Here is a 2,463-nt window from a genome sequence, read left to right on the forward strand (position 1 = left end):
TTTGGCATATTCATGCCAAAACACCTCGCGGAATAGTGGTGTGTGAACAGTAACAATTATATTACTGCTCACTCAGGCGTAGATTCACAATTGTATCCGATAACTTACTTAATTCGTTTAAAATGCAGTACATATATTAACGTTTTTCCCAACGTCTTCCTTCTCTGCAAAAGGTCCGGGAATTACCTTGGCACCTCTGTGTCCTCCAAAGTAATCGGTATCAAATGTTATCGGTGTTCCATCCGGATTTTCGAAGAATTCTTCCGGCTCAAAAGCTTTTCCCAAAACTTCTGTATTGATCATACGTCCGGAGAAATCTTCAAGAATCTCATATATATTTGTATCCAGGAAATATTTTCCGTCTTTCTCTGTTAATTCTACCTTCACATTCTCAGAAGAAACGAACCCATTTTTCTCATGTTTCCATGCCTTTGCACCATTAAGATAAACATTTCCTTCACTCCATACCGGTAAATGATCAAAATGAACTGATTCCAGTTTCTTCATGTCTGCAGGTTTTGTAAAATCAAACTGTGAAATCCATTCATCATACGTTGGATACTCATCAAACATCCAGGTTCCGACTTTTCTGTTTTCAGAATCAAATCCATCATCAGAATCATGCATTGTAATAAAATCTTCTGAAGGCCATTTCTGGACGAAAATATTATTATAGAAACGATCATCTCCATGAAGTATAGTCATAAATCCCATAACCTCTGTACGATGAGGCATATGATATGGTGTATAACGCCAACTGGTTCCTTCGCCTACACAAGTTAAAGCACCGCAGATCAGATTATGTACCATAGCAACACCCTGAGTAGCAAAACGCAGGCTGGCATCTGATAAAAGGATATTGTTATCAATAAGAGTAGGACCATGACCTACTTCAACAAAAATATCCTGGCACATCATACCACCTTTCAACTGTTTAGCAAATGCCGGACGCTGATTGTCATGGAGCAGGTTCTGAGAAAGTCGTGTACCCTGAGCTTCCCAATCACACCAGATTCCCATAGTACAATGATGAATATGATTTCTTCTCATAATAACATCAATTGCAGCATGCATTTTAATTCCGGCAATTTCTGCTCCGCCCAATTCCATCATATTGTTGATATGGTGAATATGATTATCCTCAATAATACTGAATACACCACCCATACGCCCGATAATACCACCCTGCTCACAGTGGTGGATATTGTTTCGGCGGATAATATGACTTCCTACTTTTTCCTTAAGCCAGCCATGATACTGTCCACGGCATACCGCGTCTCTTTCCATTTGAGTTGGACTCTTAACATATTTATTAGTAAAATAATGATCATTTTCCGGATCATAATATTTTCCAAGAGAAATTCCTGCACATTTGCTGTTAGAAATTTCGCAGTCCTCAATGATCCATCCTTTACTCCAGTGAGGCCCGATCATGCCATCCTGATAAGCTGCAGGCGGTGCCCAGGTAGTTGCTGCTTTTGTAACTACGAAACCACTGACTGTGATATATCCAACACCTGTTTTTGATGGCATAAAGCATTCACGGCGTACATTAATTTCTACATTTTCCTCATTTGGATCTGCTCCATGAAAATTCGCATAAATTACTGTCTCATCTTTTTCCTGATCCTGTTCTGTGTACCATTTATAAGTAGATTCCTCCGGAACCCAACTACACTCATAAACCTCGGCTTTAATACATTCCTCTATACTTCCAGCCTCATAAAGTGCTCGGTTATTAAGATATACACATCCTGTATGTTTGTCAGCTTTAGCAAAATACCAGTCTCCATATACCATAGTTGTATATGGATTATAGTTGCCAAAAAGACTGTTCGCAACACGGCATACCCATACGTTTTCCTTATAAGGAACCCATGACTGAATTCGTTCTGCTCCGGTAATAACTGCCCCAAGAGTCTCTACACTCCTGTAAGTAATTCTGGCATCCTCTCTACCCGCATGAACAGGATCTACATATTCCTGATAAACTCCAGGAGCTACCCAAACTTCATCCCCCGGCTGTGCAATTTTTGCTGCATCATTAATATGACGAAACGGCATCTGTTCTGTACCATTACCATCATGACCAGCATTTACATTTACATAAATCTTCATGAAAAACCCTCCCATATATGTTTCTATTATAGCAGTCCTCGTAAATAATGCATTTAAGACAGTTCAGCATGATTTCACACTCTGATGGGCTGGATTAAGATGTATTATTTTAGAGGATTAATAGATTCTATAAATTTTGCTTATAATTTTAAAACCCATTTTCCTGCAAGACAATATATTTTTAATCCCACTTTCTATAATTTTCTATGTAAATGGTCAGAAGTTTCAGACATTCCTTTCTATAGATTTTTGCACACAAAAAAACCAGCTAGATGATAGCTGGTTTTTACTGTACCTTCAAAACTACATACATGTTGACATTTCCTTGAGATTCATTCTTCCTGC

The 2,463-nt window shown here is 38.5% G+C and carries 1 protein-coding gene; it reads right to left on the bottom strand.

What is annotated here, in order from left to right; all coding sequences use genetic code 11:
• Positions 1 to 117: 117 nt before the first annotated feature.
• Positions 118 to 2,118 carry a right-handed parallel beta-helix repeat-containing protein gene (locus tag LJE12_RS19345; protein ID WP_227226997.1) on the bottom strand — a complete coding sequence of 667 codons (2,001 nt, stop codon included), beginning with the start codon at positions 2,116 to 2,118 and terminating at the stop codon, positions 118 to 120.
• Between the last annotated feature and the right edge of the window lie 345 nt (positions 2,119 to 2,463).

Source organism: Blautia sp. DFI.6.71 (assembly GCF_020593585.1).
Taxonomy (GTDB): domain Bacteria; phylum Bacillota; class Clostridia; order Lachnospirales; family Lachnospiraceae; genus Blautia_A; species Blautia_A wexlerae.

What these genes read in the sequence shown, in the direction of transcription:
- LJE12_RS19345 (WP_227226997.1), bottom strand. Translation starts at nt 2,118, where the DNA reads ATGAAGATTTATGTAAATGTAAATGCTGGTCATGATGGTAATGGTACA.